This window comes from Bradyrhizobium sp. SEMIA, assembly GCF_014844175.1.
Lineage (GTDB): Bacteria > Pseudomonadota > Alphaproteobacteria > Rhizobiales > Xanthobacteraceae > Bradyrhizobium > Bradyrhizobium arachidis.
The window spans coordinates 945,886-962,006 of the sequence record NZ_CP046601.1 but is presented as its reverse complement, the minus strand read 5'-3'; the positions used below and the strand labels follow the sequence as shown (position 1 = coordinate 962,006).

Genomic DNA, 16,121 nt, shown 5'->3' with positions numbered 1-16,121 from the left:
GGGCTCACGTCAGGCGGGGATAGGTTGCATGTGGATTGTCGATCATGATCTTGCGCACGAGATCGGGGGACAGACCCTCGGGCAGCGCGTCCTGGCCGTCGAACTGCCAGTGCGGATAGTCCGTGGAGAATAGGACCAATTCGCCGGACTGCATATGATCAAACAGGCGAATTAATGTCTCAGGCTCCGGCGGCGCATCAAAAGGCTGTAAAGAGAAGCGGATGTTGCTGCGCACAATCTCCAGCGGCGCGCGATCGACCCAGGGCGTCTCCATCCGCACCCCGCGCCAGAACTTGTGCAGGCGCCAGAGATAAGGCGCGATCCAGGAGACGCCGGATTCCAGCATCACCATTTTCAGCCGCGGATACTTTGCGAACACGCCCTCGACGATCAGGCTGGTGAGCTGGGTCTGGAACGCCTGGGCCTGACCGACATAATCCTCGATGTGATAGGAACCCCAGCCGACCGAAGTCGGCGGATTGTGATAGGCGGAACCGGCATGGATGCCGACGGCAAGCTCCAGCCGTTCCGCGGCCTCGTAGATCGGCCACAGCGCGCGCTTGCCGAGCGGGGTGTCGCCCATCACGAGCATCAGCACCTGTACGAAGCGCTTATCGGGCGCGCAGCGCTCGATCTCGGCGACTGATTTCTCGACGCTCTGCGTCGGGATCACGATCGAGCCGCGCAGCCGCGAATCGCGATCGAGCCACTCCTTGACGAGCCAGTCGTTCAGCGCGCGGCAGAAGGCGGCCTGCATGTCCTCGGAAAACACCATCTGCACGCCGTAAAGCGGATTGCAGATGGCAAGCTTGAGCTGGAAGGGATCGAGCACATGGCGCTGCATGTCCTCGAGGCTTTCGCCCGGCTTGCCAGTCTCGGGACGCCAGTCAGGGCGCGCCACGATCGGCGAGTTCTTTGGGTAGGATTGCGAGACGAGATCGACCATGCCGCGCGTCGTCACCTGATCGCGCCAATAGTCGCTCAGGTACGGCAGTAGGCTGGTCAGATGCGGCACGGCTGGATGCACATCACAATCCACCCCGCCGGCGATCAGGGACGTCATGACGTCTCCTTCGCGTTTCCTCGTCTTGTCTTGCTCTGTCCACCATTCAAGCAGGCCTGCCCGTCGCCCGCAACTCGGCCAAGGCTTCTGTCATATGCTAGGAAGGCTGGGCTCAATTGCGAAGGCATAAGGGGTCAAAGGGATGAAAGAGCTCGTCGGCATTGCGGAACAGGTCGCGGCCAAACTGATCGCGCGCAAACAGACCATTGCTGTCGCCGAATCCTCCGCCGGCGGCCTGATCGCGGCCAGCCTGCTCGCGGTGCCCGGCGCCTCCGCCTATTTCCTCGGTGGCGCCGTGGTCTATACCCGCGATGCCAGGCGCGTGCTGATGGATATTTCGGACGAAGGAATGAAGGGCTTTCGTTCCTCATCGGAGCCTTACGCGAAACTGCTCGCCGAACGGATGCGCAGCCGCTTCAATTCCGACTGGGGCCTCTCCGAGACCGGCGCAGCCGGCCCCACCGGCAACCGCTACGGCGATGCCGCCGGCCACAGCTGCATGGCGGTCGCAGGGCCCACGGCTGAGGTGATGACGCTGGAGACAGGTGGCAACGACCGGTTCGCCAACATGCAGGTGTTCGCGGCGACGGCGCTGAGGTTGTTGTTGAGGAAGCTGGAGGAGTGAGGCTGCTGTGCTGGCAGCAAATCACGCTCCACGTACCGTCATCCTGAGGTGCTCCCCTTGCATCGCAAGGAGAGCCTCGAAGGACGACGGCCCCGCTGCATCTCGGCCGTTCATCCTTCGAGGCTCTCCACGCGGCGCGTTGCGCCACGTGTCTCGCACCTCAGGATGACGGAGAGGCATTTTTGCTCGCGGTGACATCACCTCCCCAAATGCCGCATGAAAATCCGCACCACATAGCCCTGCACCCGCGGCGCCTCGTCATAAATGTCCGAGGCGATGCGCTCGATGGTCTCGCGCAGCGACAGGAACTGCGCCTGGCGCGCGCTGCTTTCGGTGCCTTGCATGCCCGCGAGCTCGTCCATTGCGGCATCAGAGATCTGGCACTGCACGACCTCGTCATCACGCATCATCGTGAAGCGAAAGGCCAGCCGTTCGAGATCATGGCCGATGATTTTGTCGCGCATCAGTGGCATCAAGTCGTCCCGGTCGCGCCCCGCGCCGGACAATGCTGAAATTTTGACGACTTGTCACCATGCCTGGAGCGGGTTGCGCTTCGCAGCCAACCCACTCCGCGCGTTCAGTACACGAGTGCCGTGCCGGTCGGCTTCTCCAGCGCCGCAGCCAGGGATTTGTACTCCTCGCAAACCGTCCCGCAAATGGCGGCAATCCGGCTCAGATGATACATCGCCTGCTCGCGATTGCCCTGCTCGAGCTGCCAGAGTCCATAATACTGCCAGGTCAGCACGTGGTTCGGATCAGCCTTGAGCGCGCGCTGGTACCAGACCTGCGACTGCTCGTAATCGCCGAGCTTGCGATAGGAGTAGCCGATGAGGTTGGCGACGTTCGGATGGTCGTCATGGCCGAGCGACTTCAATTGCGCGATCGCGGCGGCATAGTCGTTGCGCTCGTAGATCGTGTCATAGGCGACGCGATAGCCGGCCGCGAATGCGGGATCGCCGATGCTGGACTGGTTGTTCGGCTTCTTGCCCTTCTGCGTCGCCCTGCTGCCCGGGCGCTTCGGATAGGTCGGTTGCGGTTTCTGAGCCGAATAGGCGCCGGCATAGGGATCGGTGCCACCGCCGCCTCCACCACCCCCGCCCCCGCCGGCGGCCAGCGCCGGCGCGTTCAACACGGCTGCCGCAAACGTACCCAGCGCGACGAGCCTGATCATGGTCGTGAGCATCTCGGTCTCCTCTCCTGTCCTGTTTCGAGCGGCCCCGGACGAAGTGATAACCCTGTCGTGGCGGCGATATTCCAGGACGCTGTGCTCACGGAGACGTCAGCGTTCGTACGGCAGGTCTGTTGTCCTTTACTGGAACGCGACTTCGGCGAAGCTGCGGAGTTTTCGCGAGTGCAGCCGCTCGGATTCCTGCTGCTTCAGCCGCTCCAGCGCCTTCAGGCCGATCTCGAGATGCTGGCCGACGCGACGGCGGTAGAATTCGCTGGCCATGCCGGCGAGCTTGATCTCGCCATGCAGCGGCTTGTCGGAGACGCAGAGCAGCGTGCCGTAGGGAACGCGGAAGCGATAGCCGTTGGCAGCGATCGCGGCCGATTCCATGTCGAGCGCCACCGCGCGCGATTGCGACATACGGCGGATCACGGCGGGCCCGGAGATCTCCCAATTGCGGTTATCGACACTCGCTACTGTGCCGGTGCGCATCAAGCGCTTGAGCTCGAACCCCTCAAGCCCGGTGACATCCTCGACGGCTTGTTCGAGTGCGACCTGCATCTCGGCCAGCGCCGGGATCGGCACCCAGAGCGGCAGCTCGCGGTCGAGCACATGGTCCTCACGCACATAACCATGCGCGAGCACGTAGTCACCGAGACGCTGCGTGTTGCGCAGGCCCGCGCAATGGCCGAGCATCAGCCAGGCGTGCGGCCGCAGCACCGCGACATGGTCGGTGACGTTGCGCGCGTTGGACGGGCCGGTGCCGATGTTGATCAGACTGATGCCGCGATAGCCCGGCGTGACAAGATGGAAGGCAGGCATCTGCGGCGCGCGCACGGGCGCCGTCCCGCTGGTCGCGCCGCCATTCTGCATGATCACATTGCCGGGCGCGACGAAGGAGTCGAGGCCAGCCTCACCCGACTGAAGCCGCTGCTGGCAGAGCTGCGCGAAGGCATCGACATAGAACTGGTAGTTGGTGAAAATGACAAAGTTCTGGAAATGCTCGGGATCGGTGCCGGTGTAGTGATAGAGCCGGCGCAGCGAGTAATCGACGCGCGCCGCGCGGAACAGCGACAGCGGCTCGGGCGCACCAGGCTGGAGCTCGAAGGTGCCGTCAGCGATGGAATCGTCCATAGTGGCGAGATCGGGCACGTCGAACGCATCGCGCAGCGATCGCGTGACGGTGGAATTCTCGCTGGTGGTAATGGCGGCTTCAATATTGATGTCGCGGCGATAGGCGAAATGGATCGGGATCGGCTCGGCGGATTCGCCGATCTCGACGGGCACGCCGTGGTTTTGGATCAGAAGGCCGATCTGCTCGATCAGGTACGCGCGAAACAGGTCCGGCCGCGTCACGCTGGTCTCGTGCACGCCGGGTCCGGCGACGAAGCCGTAAGCGAGACGCGAATCCAGCCGCGCATGCGTCGCGGTGGTGACGCGGACGAAGGGATAATAGGCCCGCACCCGTGTCGTGACGGCTTCGCCATTGACGTAAGCCTCGAACCGGTCGCGCAGGAATTTTGTGTTGCGCTCGTAGATCTCCTCGAGCCGGGCGACGGCGAGGCTGGCGTCGGTGAAGGATTTTGCGGCGATGGAGGGGGGAGATTGCATTGGTCGACCGCCGGGCTATTTGCGCTTGAGTCGAACTATAGCAAAGAAGGCGGTGCCGTAGGGTGGGCAAAGCGAAGCGTGCCCACGTCTTTCTATCGAAACGTGAAAGGTGGTGGGCACGGCGCGTTGCGCCTTTGCCCACGGGACCGTGGGTGCCGCCCGAGATCCCGGATGCGCGCCAAGCGCGCTCCGGGATGACGCGCTGTCGCGCGTCACTTCTCGCGGAAGGCCCGCATCAGCTGGTCGTGCAGCGGCTTCATCAGGTAGGACAGCATGGTGCGGTCGCCGGTCTGGACGAAGGCTTCGACGGGCATGCCGGGGATCAGCTTGACGTCGCCGAGGCGGGCGACCTCTTCGGCCGGCATCGAGACTCGGATGGTGTAGTAGCTCTGGCCGGTGCGCTGGTCGGTGGTGACGTCGGGCGAGACGCGGCTGACGACGCCGTTGAGCTCGGGCGTGGTGCGCTGGTTGAAGGCGGACAGGCGCAGCAGCGTCTTTTGGCCGATCTGGAGCTTGTCGATGTCGACCGGATTGACCTTGGCCTCGACCTGGAGATCGTCGGCCTGCGGCACGATCAGCATCAGGGTGTCGCCTGCGGTGACGACGCCGCCGACGGTATGCACTGTCGATTGCAGCACCATGCCGTCCTGCGGCGCGCGGATGTCGACGCGGCGGAGCTGGTCCTCGGCGGCGACCTTACGCTCGATCAATTCGCCGATCTTGTCGTTGGTCTCGCGCAAATCCTTGGAGACCTCACTCACCATGTCCTTGTCGACCTGGATGATCTGAAGCTCGGTCTCGGTGATCTTGCCCTTGGCCTGCGCCCGCGAAGCGATGTATTGCGCGCGCTCGCCGTTGAGGCGGGCGCTGTCGCGCTCGAGCGTGGTCAGGCGCGAGATCTGCACCAGGCGCTTCTCGTAGAGATCGCGCACGCCGGTGAGCTCCTGCTGCACCAGGACGATTTCCTTGTCCTTGGCTTTCTCCTGCGCCTGGAGGCCCTCGATCTCCTCGTTGAGCTGCAGGACGCGCTCGCGGAGCTGCGCCTTCTGGCCGGCGCGACCGTTGACGCGGACGTCGAACAGCTTGGTCTCGGCGGAGAGCAGCGCCTTGACGTCGGGATCGTCGGCGCGATCGAGCAACGATTGCGGGAACTCGATCTTGTCGATGCCGCGCTGCTCGGCCTGCAGTCGCGCCGTGCGTGCCTGTGCGGCGTCGAGATTCTTGGTGACGATGGCAAGGTTCGCCTTGGTCACGGTGTCATCGAGCCGCACCACGATGTCGCCGGCCTTGACCACGTCGCCGTCGCGGGCGCGCAACTCGCCGACCACGCCGCCGGTCGGGTGCTGCACCTTCTTGACGTTGGATTCGACCACGATCTGACCGGGCGCGATCAGCGCGCCCGAGATCAGCACGGTGGATGCCCAGCCGCCGAGGCCGAGGACGAGCACCAGCACGATGCTGAGCCCGAGGATCAGGTGGAATCTGATCGACTGCCGCACGGTCTTCGTCGCAGCGGGCTTTGGCCCGCCAATGGCCATCGTGCTCATGCCTTGGCTCCGCCTTCGCTGACGACCTTGATCGGTGCCGTCGGCACGCCCGCGGCTGGAGCACCTGCGCAAGCACCTGCTCCTTCGGGCCGAAGGCCTGCATGCGGCCGTCGCGCAGCACCAGAATCTGGTCGACCGCCTCGACGCCGATCGGGCGGTGCGCCACCACGATGACGATGGCGCCGCGCTCACGCGCGGAGCGGATGGCGCGGGTCAGTGCCTCGTCGCCTTCGGTGTCGAGGTTGGAGTTGGGCTCATCGAGCACGACCAGGAACGGATTGCCGTAGAGCGCGCGCGCCAGCGCCACGCGCTGCGCCTGGCCAGCAGAGAGCGCAGTGCCCTGCTCGCCGACCTGGGTGTTGTAGCCCTCGCGCATCTTGATGATCATCTCGTGCACGCCGGCCTCCTTGGCCGCGGCGATGATGGCGTCGGACGTCGCCTCGGGATCGAAGCGGCAGATGTTCTGCGCGATGGTGCCGCCGAACAGCTCGACGTCCTGCGGCAGATAGCCGATGTGGCGGCCGAGCGCGTCGGACGACCATTGGTCAAGCGCTGCGCCGTCGAGCCGCACCTTGCCGCGCACCGGCTGCCAGACGCCGACCAGCGCGCGGATCAGCGAGGATTTGCCGGAGCCGCTCGGCCCGATCACGCCGAGGCCGTTGCCGGCCTGGAGTGCGAAGGTGACGTCCTGCACGATCAGGCGCTGGTCGCCTGGCGGCACCATGGCGACGCCTTCGACGGACAGGCGGCTGGTGGGCGCCTGCAGCTGGGTCGGCATCGCCTGCGCCGGCATCTGCTCCAGGAGGCGCGTGAGGCGCTGCCAGCTCTGGCGCGCCGCGACGAAGGATTTCCAGTGCGCAATGGCAAGATCGACCGGCGCCAACGCGCGGGCGGACAGGATCGAGCCGGCGATGATGATGCCGGCGGTCGCCTCCTGGTGGATGACGAGATAGGCGCCGACCGCGAGCACGGCCGATTGCAGCATCATGCGCAGCACCTTGGCGACCGCGCCGAGGCCGCCGGCGACGTCGCTCGCGCGCTGATTGCCGGCGAGATATTTTTCGTTGGCCTCGCTCCAGCGCGCGTTCATGCGGCCAGCCATGCCCATCGACACCATGACTTCGGCGTTGCGGCGGCTGGCGGCGGCGAGATCATTGCGCTGCGCGGCAAGGCCCATCGCCTCCTTCGCCGGCTGGCGGGACAGGAATTCGGTGACCAGCGTCAACCCGACCAGGATGATGGCACCTACCAGGGCGGTGACGCCGATCATGACATGGAAGGCGAAGCAGATGGCGAGGTAGAGCGGCAGCCAGGGCAGATCGAAGAATGCGCTCGGGCCCATGCTGCCGAGGAAGGAGCGGACATTGTCTAGGTCGCGCAGCGGCTGCAGGCCCTCGTTGCGGCTGCCGACCAGCAGCGGCAGGCGCACGATGGTGTCGAACACGCGCTTGTTGAGGGCGTCGTCCAGCGCGGTGCCGACCCGCCCGAGGATGCGGTTGCGGATCATGTCGAGCACGCCCTGCGCCATGTAGAGGAAGCTGGCGAGGATGATCAGGCCGACCAGGGTCGGGATGCTGCGGCTCGGCAGCACCCGGTCATAGACCTCCAGCATGAAGATCGACCCGGTCAGATAGAGCAGGTTGATCATGCAGCTCATCAAGCCGACGCCGACGAACGCCGTGCGACACGCGCGCAAGGCGTCACCGAGCTCTGAACGGCGGACGCCAGGTACGGCTGCCATCAATCTGATCTCTTTCGGGTAAGGGGCAAAGCCCCTGATTTCACAGGTTCAGGCGTACTCGACCGGGATTAACATCGTCTTCTCCCTGTTGAGCGCAGTCGAATAAATCCAGGACCCCGATGGGCCACATCTACCCCTGATGGGCCCGCGCGCAAGTCCGGTATTTCACAGGCTTTGCGGCTTTTTATAGCAGACGTTTCCGCCTCTCCCCAGTGCGGAGAGAGGCGGAAGGTTCCGAACAGGGGGCGGCTAGAACCTACCGCCGCCGCGCACCAGACGGACCACCAGCAGCAGGATCACCGCGCCGATGGCGGAATAGACGATCTCTGACACGAGGCCCGTCCCGAGACGAATGCCGAGCTTGGGAAACAGGAAGCTCGCCACCAGCGCGCCGGCGATGCCGACCACGATGTCGCCGATGATGCCGAACCCGGTTCCGCGCACCACCTTGCCGGCGAGCCAGCCGGCCACCAGGCCGACCAACAGGATGACAAGCAGGCCTTCGTTGGAAATGTGCATCAGTTAAGTCCCTCTCCGTGAACGGCCCGCATGGAACGGGAACCGGGATGAATGGGGTGTGAATGCTGTTCCCCACGCCCGGTTGCGGCTGCGAAAACAAAAAGTGTCGAAAACAACCCCATGCACAGTAGGAGCTGCGCTGGCGGTCGGTGCCGGGTGGAGTGTGACAACTGCGTGTTGTCGTGGAGGAATTTAGAGGAAGCGCGCGGTTCGACAGTGAGGGGCGCGGCGCACTCACTTTCCCGTCCCGTTTTCCCGCACATTTGCGAAGTGAGGGACGCACTTGTCTCTCATTCCCTCCCCCCTTGCGGTGGAGGGGCAGGGAGAGGGGTGGCCACACGGGGACTCTCTCCGTGGCGCCGCTCCGCTCACCGCCGACAACGAATGCCTTTTGCTGGGCTACCCCTCTCCCCCGCCCTCCCCCGCAAGGGGGGGAGGGAGCGCAGCGTGGGGCGGGGATGGACTTCGGCTGGACAACAAACGAATTACGTCGCGACCGCCTCCGCCAGCACGCACCGCGCCGCCCGGCCGGCGACCTCGACATTCGCAGGCAGCCGCTCCAGGCAGCGCGGCTCGGCGAGCTTGCAGCGGGGGGCGAAGGAGCAGTTGTGGGGTTTTTCCGCCAGTGACGGCGGGGTGCCGGGGATGGTTTCGAGCCGCTGCCCTCGCCTGGCGCCGTGGATGGTGGAGGCGAGCAGGCCCTTGGCATAGGGGTGCACCGGGCTGCGGACGATGTCGCGCAGAGTCCCCTGCTCCACGATCTGGCCGGCATACATCACCGCGACGCGGTCGCAGATCTCGATGGCGACGCCGATATCGTGGGTGACGAAGATCACGGACATGCCGAACTCGCGCTGCAGTTCGCGCAAGAGCAACAATATCTGGATCTGCACGGTGGCATCGAGCGCCGTGGTCGGCTCGTCCGCGAGCAAGATCTTGGGCCGGCAGGCGAGCGCGAGCGCGATCATGGCGCGCTGGCGCATGCCGCCGGACATCTCGTGCGGATAGGCGTCGAGCCGGCGTTTTGCCGAGGGAATGCGGACGACCTCGAGCATTTCGAGCGCACGCGCGCGCCCCTCTGCAAAGCTCTTGCCTTCATGGCGCACGACGCTTTCGGCGATCTGAGCGCCGATGGTGTAGACCGGATCGAGCGCCAGTGCCGGCTCCTGGAAGATCATCGAGACGGTCTGGCCACGGAACGACGACAGCTGCTCGTCATTCATGGCAAGCACGTCGCGCCCCATGACGTTCACCGTGCCAGTGATCTGCGTGCGCTTCTTCGGCAATAGCCGCATCAAGGCGCGCAGGGTCACGCTCTTGCCCGAACCGGATTCGCCGAGCAGGCCCAGCACCTCACTGTTGCCAAGCGAGAGATTGAGATCGTTCACGGCATAGACCGTGCGCTCGCCGGTGAAGCGGATGTTGAGGCCCGAGATCTCGACGAGGTTTGTCATGACGGCAGTTTCGGCAATCGATCGTGATAGTCGGTGACGCGCTGGAACGCGGCGCCATGGTGAGCAGGGTCGCTTCATCGAAGGAGCGGCCGATCAGCTGCATGCCGATCGGAAGACCGCTTTTGGCGAAGCCCGAAGGCACGGTGAGCGACGGCAGGCCCAGGAAGTTCACCGGACGGGTGAACAGCGTCAGGCGCTGCAACAGCGCCGGCGCATTGGGGCCGCCGCCGACATCGCTCTCCTCGATCGTCGGCGCCGGGATCGGGGAAGCCGGTGCGATGATCGCATCGACGCCCGATGTCGCCGCGTTGTGCGCGGCCAGCGCCGGACCGCGCCAGCGCATCGCTTCGAGATAGGTGATGGCGGGAACGGCGAGCCCGTTCTGAAGCCGCATCAGGACCTGCGTGCCGTAGTCCTGCGGGCGCTCGATCATCCATCGCTTGTGGAAAGCCGCCGCTTCCGCCGCGAGCACGAGCTGGCTCGCCGCCGACAATTGCCGCTGATCCGGCAGCTCGACCTTGACGATGTCGGCGCCCTCGCGCTTGAGCACCGCAATGGTCTCGTCCAGCACACGCGCGACCTCGCTGTCGAGATCGTCGACATAGAACGATGCGGGCACACCGATCTTGAGGCCCTTCAGCGAGCCCTTGGTTGCGCCGACATAGTCCGACTGCGGCTCGTGGCTGCAGGTGGAATCCGCGGGGTCCGCGCCGGCCATCAGCGCCAGCAGCAGCGCGCAATCTTCCGCAGTGCGGGCAAGCGGGCCGACGGTGTCGAGCGATTGCGACAGCGGCATCGCGCCGGCGCGGCTGACGCGGCCGACGGTGGTCTTGAGGCCGGTAACGCCGCAGAAATGCGCGGGCATGCGGATCGAGCCGCCGGTGTCGGAGCCGAGCGCCGCATAGGTCAGGCGTGCCGCGACCGCCGAGCCTGAGCCGGAGGAGGAGCCGCCGGTGATATGCGCGACGTTCCAGGGATTGCGCACCGGGCCGTAATGGGCGTTGTGGCCGGTCGGGCCATAGGCGAACTCGGCAAGGTGCAGCGTGCCGAGGCGGACCTGCCCCGCATCCTTCAGCCGCTGCAAGGCGGTGGAGGTGACAGTCGGAACGAAGTCGCGGCGGATCAGTGAGCCGCAGGTCGCGACATGGCCGGCGTCGTAATACATGTCCTTGTGCGCGAGCGGCACGCCGTGCAGCGAACCGCGGACATTGCCCTTGGCAAGCTCTGCGTCGGCGGCCTCGGCCGCCTTCAATGCGGATTCCGCTTCAACCGACATGAAGGCGTTGAGATGCGGCTGCCACTGCGCGATGCGATGCAACAGCGCGCGCGTCACCTCATGCGAGGACACCTGCTTCATCGCGATCGCTCGCGCGACCTCGGTGAGCGTCATCAAGGCAGGCTCGGTGCTCATTTCGACACCTTCTGCGTCTGCGCGATCGGATAGAGCGCGGGCTCGAGGTCGAACGGCAACGTGCCGGCGATGGTCTCAAAGCCCTCGAAGGCAGGCCCGATGGAATTGGAGATCCGCGTTGCGATCTCGTCATCTACGGGGATGCCCGCAATCTGCGCGATCGGCTTGATCTCTTTCGGTGTCGGTCTTGTCATGCTGTTTCCTCTGCGGGCGCGCGGCTATGGCCTGAACCCGGTATCGCCATGTAGCACGCGGCCTCGTGGCCCATTCTATCCAGCGCGGTGAGCTTTGGTGTCGCATTTGCGCAGAGCGGCTCCGCAAACGGACAACGGGTGTGAAAGCGGCAGCCCGAAGGCGGATCGATCGGATTGGGCGGATCGCCCGTGATCGGTGGCTTTTCGGTGCGACGGTCCGGGTCTGAAGAGGGCATCGCGGCAAGCAGCGCGCGCGTGTAGGGATGCGCGGGACTATCCCAGACCTGATCGACCGGGCCGAGCTCGACGACCTCGCCGAGATACATCACCAGCACGCGGTCGGAGATGTAGCGGACGACGTTGAGGTCGTGGCTGATGAAGAGATAGGTCAGGCCGAACTCGCGCTTGAGATCGGCGAGCAGATTGAGCACCTGCGCCTCGACGGACTTGTCGAGAGCGGAGACGGCCTCATCCAGGATCACCAGCCGCGGCGACAGCGCCAGCGCACGGGCGATGTTGACCCGCTGGCGCTGGCCGCCCGAGATCTCGTGGGGATAGCGGTTGGCGAAGTTTTCGGGGCGCAAGCCGACCTTGCCAAGCAGCTCGCGCGCCAGGGTTCGCGCCGCGCCGTCGGCCATGCCGTGCACCTTGGGGCCGAACGCGATGGATTCCTCGATGGTGAGACGCGGATTGAGCGAGGCATAGGAATCCTGGAACACCATCTGCATACCGCGGCGCAGTTCGCGCAGGCTCAGCGATTGGCCGACGGTCATGCCGTCATAGATGATGTCGCCGGTATCGCGCGGCATCAGATGCATCAACAGCCGCGCGGTGGTTGACTTGCCGCAACCGGACTCGCCGACGATGCCGACGGTCTCGCCCTTGGCGACGGCGAACGAGACGTTGTCGACGGCGCGCACGGTGCGCTTTGCTGCAAACAGCCCGCCGCGCACGGGGAAATGCTTGGTCAGGCCGTTGACCTGAAGCAGCGGCTGCGCGACGCCGCCACGGTCTTCGACCGGCTCGAGCATTTCGACGGATGTGTTGCTCTCGCTCATGGCTAGTTCCTGATGTCCATGGCGCTGCGCAGGCCGTCCGAGAGCAGGTTGAAGCAGATCGAGACCGCGAAGATCATCGCGCCCGGCAATGCCGCAACCCACGGGTTGACGTAGATCGCGGTGCGCAGCGTGTTCAGCATCAGGCCCCATTCCGGCTCCGGCGGCTTGGTGCCGAGGCCGAGGAAGGAGAGACCGGCCGCTAGGATCATCGAAACAGAGATGAGACTGGTCGCATAGACGAAGATCGCGCCGAGCACGTTGCCGAGGATGTGCACGCGCATGATGGTGAAGGCGCCGGCGCCGGAGGCGCGTGCGGCCTCGACGAAATCCATGTTGCGCACGCCTGTCGTGACGCTTTCGGCGACGCGGGTGATCTGCGGCACGAACACGATGGTGAGCGCGACGATGGAGTTGAGGATGCCGGCGCCCAGCGCGCCGGAGATCGCGATGGCCAGCAGCACCGAGGGGAAAGCGTAGAACACGTCGACCGTGCGCATGATCGCGGTGTTGAGCTTGCCGCCGACATAGCCGGCAATGATGCCGAGCGAGGTGCCGAAGCAGAACGCGAGGATCACCGGCAGGATGCCGATCACCAGCGACAGCCGCCCGCCATAGATCAGCCGCGCCAGCATGTCGCGTCCGAGCTCGTCGGTGCCGAGCGGATAGCCAACGGTGCCGATGTGGCGGAGGCGGCGGATCATCGAGCCCTTGTAGGGGTCTTCGAGGCCGAGCCATGGCGCGAGAATCGCGGAGAGGAAGATCAGCAGCAGCACCAGCGCGCAGGCCATGCTGACCTTGTCGCGCATGATGCGGCGGCCGACGGTCGCCCAATAACCGCGCGCCTTGGTCGCGGGCGCGGCCTGCAGCGCGGCATCGGCGGTGGCGGACAACGGAACCTCGCTCATCTCGCTAGCCCCGCTTGATGCGCGGGTCGATCGCGGCTTGCGCGATGTCGACCAGGAGATTGAGGACGACGAAGAACAGCGCCAGGATCAGGATCGTGCCCTGGAGCAACGGCAGGTCGCGCTGGAAGATCGCGGAGTTGAGCAGGAAGCCCGAGCCCGGCCAGGAGAATACGGTCTCGATCAGGATCGAGCCGCCGAGCATGTAACCGAGCTGAAGCCCCATCACCGCGAGCGCGGTGGGCGCGGCGTTCTTGATGACGTGGCGGAACACGCCGCGCTCATGCAGGCCTTTGGCGCGAAGCGCCTCGACGAAATCCTGCGAAAGGATGTCACCTGTGAGCGCACGCACGGTGCGGGTGACGATGCCCATCGGGATCACCGAGGTCGTGATCGCCGGGAGCACGAGATATTGCAGATGCGCCCAGTCCCAGGCCCAGGAGTTGGAGCCGTTGGGTCCGGCGCCGACCGCGGGCAGCCAGTTGAGCTGCACCGAGAAGATGATGACGAGCAGCATGCCGAGCCAGTAATGCGGCACCGAGACGCCGGCGATGGCAAAGGAGGTGGCAACCTTGTCGATCCAGGTCTCGCGGAAATAGCCGGCGATCAGGCCGAGCAGGATGCCCATGGTGAAGCCGATGATGGCGGCGGCAATCGCCAGCGTCACGGTGTTGCCGACCGCGCGCATGACCTCGGCGAGCACGGGACGGCCGGTGGCGATGGAATTGCCGAGATCGCCGTGAAGGGCGCGCATCAACCACAGGCCGAACTGCACCGGCAGCGGCCGGTCGAAGCCATAGGCGGCGCGGAGCTGCGCCGCGAGCTCCTGCGAGGCGTCCGCAGGGAGCACCGCGACGAGCGGATCGCCCGGGGTGATGTGCACGAGCAGAAAGCACACCAGCGCAACGCTGATGACGATCGGAATGACATAGACGATGCGTCTGGCGGTATAGGCGAGCACGTTTGGTTCTTTCTTCCTTCTCCCCTTGCGGGAGAAGGTGGCGCGCAAGCGCCGGATGAGGGGTTCTGTCCGCGGAGATTATTGCATCGATGGAGAGGTCCGCATCCGCGGAGAGAGACCCCTCACCCGGCTTCGCTAAAGCGAAGCCACCCTCTCCCGCAAGGGGAGAGGGTGCACCGAATACGTTGCTAGCACCTCACTACTTCATCGACACCAGCGAGAAGTCGATGAACCAGCTCTTCGGCTGCACGACGCCGGTCACTTTCGGGCTCATCGCGCGCGGGCCGACGTCGTGGGCGACGTAGAGGAAGGCGGCATCGTCGACGGAGGCCGCGTGCAGCTCGGCGAGCGCGGCATCGCGCGCGGCGGGATCGAAGGTCTGGCGGGCCTTCTTCACCAGCTCGTCGAACTTGGGCTCGTTGATGAAGCCCCAATTGTTCGAGACCGGCGGCGCCATGCCCGATTGCAGGAAGCGGACAAGCGCGAAGAACGGATCCATCGCCGCATAGGTGACGTTGGTCGCGTTCGAGCCGTTGGCGCTGGGATCCTTGGCACCGCGGCGCCAGTTGGTGAACAGCGTGTTCCACTCGATGACGTCCAGCTTCACGTCAAAATAGCATTCGGCCAGCGCCTGCTGGAGATATTCGTTCATCGGCAGCGGCTGCATCTGGCCCGAGCCTGATGCCGAGGTCTGGATCTTCACCGTCAGCTTCTTGCTGGGGCCGAAGCCGGCCTCCTGCATCAGCTTTTGCGCAGCCGCCTTGTCGTACTTGATCTCGAAGGTCGGTTTTCCCCGCCAGGGATGGCCGGGCTCGAAGGTGCCGGTGGCCGGCACCATCAGGCCGGCGAGCAGGCCGTCCTTGAGACCTTCGCGGTCGACGCAGAGATTGGCGGCCTTGCGCACGCGGATGTCGTTCCAGGGCGAGCCCTCGATGCGCGAGAACTGCCAGGGCCAGACATGCGGCTGCTCGTTGGCGTAGAGCTTGAAGCCGCGCTGTTGAGCTCAGGCAACGCATCCGGCGCCGCGCTCCGACCCAACTCGACCTGTCCGGACAGCAGCGCCGCGGTGCGCGCGTTCGCTTCAGGCATCGGCAAGAGCACCATCTTGTCGACCTTGGGGACGCGGGCCTTGTCCCAATAATTCGCGTTCTTCACCAGCTCGAGCCGTTCGCGCGGGGTGAAGCTCGCCATCTTCCACGGGCCGGTGCCTGCGGCGTCCTTGGCGAAGGCGGTCCAGGCGGCCTGCGATTTGGCCTTGGCGTCTGCGCCTTCGGCCTTGTCATAGAAATGCTGCCACTTCGCCGGGCTCGCCATGAAGAGATTGGTGAGGTTGATCGGCAGGAAGCTGTCGGGCTCCTTGGTGGTGAGCTCGACGGTCATGTCGTCGATCTTCTTCGCCGAGGCCAGCGTCGGCATGCGCGAGGCGGTGACGCCGACCTGGCTGGCGTCGAATTGCGGCGCATCCTGCTTCAGCACCTTCTCGACGTTCCACACCACCGCATCGGCATTGAACGGCGTGCCATCATGGAAGGTGACGCCGGGACGCAGCTTGAAGACCCATTTGGTCTTGTCGGCATCGTCGACCTTCCACTCGGTGGCAAGGCCGGGGATCACCGTGCTCGGCTTGTCGGCGGAGGACAGGTCCCAGCCGGTCAGCGCGTCGTACATGGTGAGGCCGGTGAAGCGGTTGCCTTCAAAACCCTGGTCGGGCTGACCCAGCGTGCGCGGAATATCGGCAGCCGTCATGCCGATGCGCAGCACAGTTTCCGCTGCCGCCACGCGCGGCCATGCGGCCGCGCTGCCAAGCGCCAAGAGCGCGATCAGCGCCGCCCGTGTCTTGTTGTTCTTGATAAGCATCGCCTCGATC

At 65.3% G+C, this 16,121-nt stretch carries 12 protein-coding genes and 3 pseudogenes; 1 reads left to right on the top strand and 14 read right to left on the bottom strand.

Annotated features, from left to right (window positions below; all coding sequences use genetic code 11):
- Positions 1–4: 4 nt before the first annotated feature.
- Positions 5–1,063: an amidohydrolase family protein gene (locus tag FOM02_RS04545; protein WP_027562044.1), complete on the bottom strand. Its 1,059-nt coding sequence runs from the start codon at positions 1,061–1,063 to the stop codon at positions 5–7.
- Between the two features lie 142 nt (positions 1,064–1,205).
- Between FOM02_RS04545 and FOM02_RS04540 the strand changes: the two genes are divergently transcribed.
- On the top strand, positions 1,206–1,688 hold the full coding sequence (locus tag FOM02_RS04540; protein ID WP_027562043.1) for a CinA family protein: 483 nt from the start codon (positions 1,206–1,208) through the stop codon (positions 1,686–1,688).
- A 197-nt stretch (positions 1,689–1,885) separates the two neighbouring features.
- On the opposite strand, the gene FOM02_RS04535 is transcribed toward FOM02_RS04540, so the two are convergent.
- The 13 genes and pseudogenes from FOM02_RS04535 to FOM02_RS04475 form a co-directional block, all read right to left on the bottom strand.
- Positions 1,886–2,161, bottom strand: a complete 276-nt coding sequence (locus FOM02_RS04535; protein ID WP_027562042.1) for a DUF1488 family protein — start codon at positions 2,159–2,161, stop codon at positions 1,886–1,888.
- Positions 2,162–2,265: 104 nt separating this feature from the next.
- The gene (locus tag FOM02_RS04530; protein ID WP_027562041.1) at positions 2,266–2,871 is read right to left on the bottom strand and encodes a tetratricopeptide repeat protein; all 606 of its coding nucleotides are present in this window, start codon (positions 2,869–2,871) and stop codon (positions 2,266–2,268) included.
- A 126-nt stretch (positions 2,872–2,997) separates the two neighbouring features.
- Positions 2,998–4,467: an AMP nucleosidase gene (locus FOM02_RS04525; RefSeq protein WP_027562040.1), complete on the bottom strand. Its 1,470-nt coding sequence runs from the start codon at positions 4,465–4,467 to the stop codon at positions 2,998–3,000.
- Between the two features lie 212 nt (positions 4,468–4,679).
- Positions 4,680–6,014 carry an HlyD family type I secretion periplasmic adaptor subunit gene (locus FOM02_RS04520; RefSeq protein ID WP_027562039.1) on the bottom strand — a complete coding sequence of 445 codons (1,335 nt, stop codon included), beginning with the start codon at positions 6,012–6,014 and terminating at the stop codon, positions 4,680–4,682.
- A pseudogene (locus tag FOM02_RS04515) lies at positions 6,011–7,755 on the bottom strand (type I secretion system permease/ATPase). The gene FOM02_RS04520 and the pseudogene FOM02_RS04515 overlap by 4 nt, the downstream one beginning before the upstream one ends.
- Positions 7,756–8,004: 249 nt before the next feature.
- Positions 8,005–8,274 carry a GlsB/YeaQ/YmgE family stress response membrane protein gene (locus tag FOM02_RS04510; RefSeq protein WP_027562037.1) on the bottom strand — a complete coding sequence of 90 codons (270 nt, stop codon included), beginning with the start codon at positions 8,272–8,274 and terminating at the stop codon, positions 8,005–8,007.
- A 485-nt stretch (positions 8,275–8,759) separates the two neighbouring features.
- Positions 8,760–9,728 carry an ABC transporter ATP-binding protein gene (locus FOM02_RS04505; protein WP_265441461.1) on the bottom strand — a complete coding sequence of 323 codons (969 nt, stop codon included), beginning with the start codon at positions 9,726–9,728 and terminating at the stop codon, positions 8,760–8,762.
- Positions 9,725–11,139 (bottom strand): annotated as a pseudogene (locus FOM02_RS04500) (amidase). The gene FOM02_RS04505 and the pseudogene FOM02_RS04500 overlap by 4 nt, the downstream one beginning before the upstream one ends.
- On the bottom strand, positions 11,136–11,333 hold the full coding sequence (locus tag FOM02_RS04495) for a hypothetical protein (RefSeq protein WP_027562034.1): 198 nt from the start codon (positions 11,331–11,333) through the stop codon (positions 11,136–11,138). Before FOM02_RS04495 ends, FOM02_RS04500 begins: the two are co-directional and overlap by 4 nt.
- On the bottom strand, positions 11,330–12,391 hold the full coding sequence (locus tag FOM02_RS04490) for an ABC transporter ATP-binding protein (protein ID WP_027562033.1): 1,062 nt from the start codon (positions 12,389–12,391) through the stop codon (positions 11,330–11,332). Before FOM02_RS04490 ends, FOM02_RS04495 begins: the two co-directional genes overlap by 4 nt.
- Positions 12,392–12,393: 2 nt before the next feature.
- Entirely contained in the window at positions 12,394–13,296 is a 903-nt protein-coding gene (locus tag FOM02_RS04485) for an ABC transporter permease (RefSeq protein WP_027562032.1), read from the bottom strand.
- Between the two features lie 4 nt (positions 13,297–13,300).
- Positions 13,301–14,254: an ABC transporter permease gene (locus tag FOM02_RS04480; protein WP_027562031.1), complete on the bottom strand. Its 954-nt coding sequence runs from the start codon at positions 14,252–14,254 to the stop codon at positions 13,301–13,303.
- 199 nt (positions 14,255–14,453) lie between these two features.
- A pseudogene (locus tag FOM02_RS04475) lies at positions 14,454–16,111 on the bottom strand (ABC transporter substrate-binding protein).
- Positions 16,112–16,121 lie beyond the last annotated feature (10 nt).

Bases quoted from the DNA above. Each gene is read 5' to 3' on its own strand.
- FOM02_RS04545 (WP_027562044.1), bottom strand. From the start codon at position 1,063: ATGACGTCCCTGATCGCCGGCGGGGTGGATTGTGATGTGCATCCAGCC.
- FOM02_RS04540 (WP_027562043.1), top strand. From the start codon at position 1,206: ATGAAAGAGCTCGTCGGCATTGCGGAACAGGTCGCGGCCAAACTGATC.
- FOM02_RS04535 (WP_027562042.1), bottom strand. From the start codon at position 2,161: ATGCCACTGATGCGCGACAAAATCATCGGCCATGATCTCGAACGGCTG.
- FOM02_RS04530 (WP_027562041.1), bottom strand. From the start codon at position 2,871: ATGCTCACGACCATGATCAGGCTCGTCGCGCTGGGTACGTTTGCGGCA.
- FOM02_RS04525 (WP_027562040.1), bottom strand. From the start codon at position 4,467: ATGCAATCTCCCCCCTCCATCGCCGCAAAATCCTTCACCGACGCCAGC.
- FOM02_RS04520 (WP_027562039.1), bottom strand. From the start codon at position 6,014: ATGAGCACGATGGCCATTGGCGGGCCAAAGCCCGCTGCGACGAAGACC.
- FOM02_RS04510 (WP_027562037.1), bottom strand. From the start codon at position 8,274: ATGCACATTTCCAACGAAGGCCTGCTTGTCATCCTGTTGGTCGGCCTG.
- FOM02_RS04505 (WP_265441461.1), bottom strand. From the start codon at position 9,728: ATGACAAACCTCGTCGAGATCTCGGGCCTCAACATCCGCTTCACCGGC.
- FOM02_RS04495 (WP_027562034.1), bottom strand. From the start codon at position 11,333: ATGACAAGACCGACACCGAAAGAGATCAAGCCGATCGCGCAGATTGCG.
- FOM02_RS04490 (WP_027562033.1), bottom strand. From the start codon at position 12,391: ATGAGCGAGAGCAACACATCCGTCGAAATGCTCGAGCCGGTCGAAGAC.
- FOM02_RS04485 (WP_027562032.1), bottom strand. From the start codon at position 13,296: ATGAGCGAGGTTCCGTTGTCCGCCACCGCCGATGCCGCGCTGCAGGCC.